This window comes from Pseudonocardia sp. KRD291, from assembly GCF_019263595.1.
Lineage (GTDB): Bacteria > Actinomycetota > Actinomycetes > Mycobacteriales > Pseudonocardiaceae > Pseudonocardia.
The window spans coordinates 1-3,025 of sequence record NZ_JADQDD010000448.1 but is presented as its reverse complement, the minus strand read 5'-3'; the positions used below and the strand labels follow the sequence as shown (position 1 = coordinate 3,025).

General features: G+C 73.8%; 3 protein-coding genes. 2 read left to right on the top strand and 1 reads right to left on the bottom strand.

Annotation, left to right across the window (positions count from 1 at the left end):
• Positions 1 to 60 precede the first annotated feature (60 nt).
• Positions 61 to 492, bottom strand: coding sequence for a glyoxalase/bleomycin resistance/extradiol dioxygenase family protein (locus tag I4I78_RS31525; protein ID WP_226380809.1), 432 nt, complete (start codon positions 490 to 492; stop codon positions 61 to 63).
• Positions 493 to 589: 97 nt separating this feature from the next.
• Here I4I78_RS31525 and cysS point away from each other — a divergent pair, with 97 nt between their 5' ends.
• A complete protein-coding gene (gene cysS / locus I4I78_RS31520) occupies positions 590 to 1,981 on the top strand; it encodes a cysteine--tRNA ligase (RefSeq protein WP_218615161.1) in 1,392 nt (463 codons plus the stop codon).
• 44 nt (positions 1,982 to 2,025) lie between these two features.
• Entirely contained in the window at positions 2,026 to 2,991 is a 966-nt protein-coding gene (gene rlmB, locus I4I78_RS31515) for a 23S rRNA (guanosine(2251)-2'-O)-methyltransferase RlmB (RefSeq protein WP_218615160.1), read from the top strand.
• Positions 2,992 to 3,025 lie beyond the last annotated feature (34 nt).

The window sequence follows — 3,025 nt, the reverse complement described above, 5'->3', positions numbered from 1 at the left end:
GGTGGTAACGGCGTTTCCAGCCGCGTTGTGGAGCCATGGTGCGGGGTGGTGCGGGTGCCGTCAGGGGTACATGGCCGTCGTGCGGGTCTGGATCTCGGCCGGGGTGAGGTCCTCGGTGCGGGTGGCGACCATCCAGACGTGACCGAACGGGTCGGCCAGGCGGCCGCCGCGCTCGCCGTAGGGGTGGTCGTCGACGGGGAAGATCACCTTTCCGCCGCCGTCCACGATCGCCCCGGCCACGGCGTCCGGGTCCGCGACGTAGAGCGCGAGGATCACCGACGCGCCGCCGGACCCCGGGGCGGGGTCGTAGCCGTCGGCGTCCTTGACGGCCCACACCGCGGCGCCCGCGCGCAGCAGGGCGTGCACGACGCGGCCGTCGGGGTCGGTGAAGCGCTCGACGAGCTCGGCGCCGAACGCGCGGCGGTAGAACGCGATCGCGTCGTCGGCGCCGTTCACGACGAGGCGGGGGTGGAGCTGCTGGATCTCGGTCATCGTCGCAGCGTGGAGCACCGATGGCCGCAGGTCTTGGACGAACCGGAAGTGCCCGGGTGGCGGGTGGGCCGTGAAGCGACGTCCGTACCCTGGTGATGTGAGCCTCAGACTTCTCGACTCAGCGACCAGGGAGCAGCGTGCGTTCATGCCGCTGCGGACCGGAGCCGTGTCGATGTACGTCTGTGGGGCGACCGTGCAGGGTCTGCCGCACATCGGGCACGTCCGCAGCGGTCTGAACTACGACGTGCTGCGGCGCTGGCTCACCCACGCCGGCAACGACGTGCTGATGGTCCGCAACGTGACCGACATCGACGACAAGATCCTGCGCAAGGCGGCCGATGCCGGACGCCCGTGGTGGGAGTGGGCGGCCACGCACGAGCGGGCGTTCTCCGCGGCCTACACCGCGCTGGGCTGCCTACCGCCGTCGATCGAGCCCCGCGCCACCGGTCACGTCACGCAGATGACCGAGCTGATCGAGCGCCTGATCGAGCGCGGGCACGCCTACGCCTCCGGCGGCGACGTCTACTTCGCGGTGCGCACGTTCCCGGCCTACGGGGCGCTGTCCGGGCAGAAGGTCGACGACGTCGCGCAGGGCGAGGGCGAGGCCGGAGGCAAGCGCGACCCGCTGGACTTCACGCTGTGGAAGGCCGCCAAGCCGGGCGAGCCGAGCTGGCCGACGCCGTGGGGGCGGGGGCGTCCGGGCTGGCACCTGGAGTGCTCGGCGATGGCCACGGCCTACCTCGGGCCGGAGTTCGACATCCACGGCGGCGGCCTGGACCTGGTGTTCCCGCACCACGAGAACGAGCAGGCCCAGTCGCACGCCGCGGGTGACCCGTTCGCCCGCTACTGGCTGCACAACGCCTGGGTCACCATGGGCGGCGAGAAGATGTCGAAGTCGCTGGGCAACACGCTCGCGATCGAGGCGCTGCTCGAACGGGTGCGCGGTGTCGAGCTGCGCTACTACCTCGTCGGCCCGCACTACCGGTCGGCGATCGAGTACTCCGACGCCGCGCTGGACGAGTCGGTCTCGGCGTACCGGCGGATCGAGTCGTTCGTGAACCGGGTCCGCGAGCGCCACGGTGTCCCGCAGCCGTCCCCGACCGTCCCGGCGGAGTTCGCCGCCGCGATGGACGACGACCTGGGAACCCCGGGCGCGGTCGCCGCCGTGCACGGCGCGGTGCGCGAGGGCAACACCGCCCTGGACGCCGGCGACGCGGCGGCCGCGAGCCGTTCCGCGTCCTGCGTGCGGGCGATGACCGGCCTGCTCGGGGTCGACCCGCTGGCCGCCGTCGGCTGCGATTCCGGGGCCGACGACGCCGCCCGGGCCGCACTGTCCTCGCTGGTCGGGGTGATGCTCGAGCAGCGCCAGCAGGCCCGGGCCGGTCGCGACTTCGCCACCGCCGACCGGCTGCGCGACGAGCTGCTCGCCGCCGGTGTCGCCGTCGAGGACGGCGCGGGCGGTTCCACCTGGTCGCTCAAGGACAGCTGAGCGCAGCCCCACCCACTCCACCCCAGATCGGAAGAACACGAATCATGGCCGGCAACTCCAAGCGCCGCGGAGCCGTCCGCAAGGAAGGCACGAAGAAGGGCGCCGTCACCGGGTCCGGCGGGCAGGTCCGCCGCGCGCTCAAGGGCAAGGGCCCGACGCCGCCCGGTGAGCTGCGCCCCGGTCACCCGAAGCAGCGCCGCGCCGCCGCGCAGGACCGCCGCCAGCAGAAGGTCGCCGGACGACGGCACCGCCCGGGCGACGGCGAGACCCCGGAGACGGTGCTGGGCCGCAACCCGGTCGTCGAGTGCCTGCGCGCCGGGGTCCCGGCGACGGCGCTGCAGGTCGCGGAGGGCAGCGCCAACGACGAGCGGGTCACCGAGGCGATCGCGCTGGCCGCCAACGCGGGCATCTCGATCATGGAGGTGCCGCGCAACGACCTGGACCGGATCTCCGGCGGGGCCCTGCACCAGGGCATCGCCCTGCAGGTCCCGGCGTATGCCTACGCGCACCCGGACGAGCTGCTGGAGCGGGCCGCGGGCAGCCGGAACCCGGCACTGATCGTCGCCCTGGACGGGGTGACCGACCCGCGCAACCTGGGTGCGGTCGTCCGGTCGGCGAGCGCGTTCGGCGGGCACGGCGTCGTCGTGCCGCAGCGCCGCGCGGCCGGGATGACGGCGGTGGCCTGGCGGACCTCGGCCGGTACCGCGGCCCGGCTGCCGGTCGCCCGCGCCACCAACCTCACCCGGACCCTGCAGGAGTACGCGCAGGCCGGGCTGATGATCGTCGGTCTGGCCGCGGACGGCGACGTCTCGCTCGACGAGTTCGACCTGGCCACCGGCCCGCTAGTGCTCGTCACCGGCTCCGAGGGCAAGGGCCTCTCGCGCCTGGTCAAGGAGACCTGCGACCTGACCGTCTCGATCCCGCTCGCCGCGCGGGTCGAGTCCCTCAACGCCGCCGTGGCCACCGGCGTGGTCCTGGCCGACGTGGCCCGCCGCCGCCGCATCGGCTGACCACCCCGCTTTCGAACCCACGAACGGCGCTCTC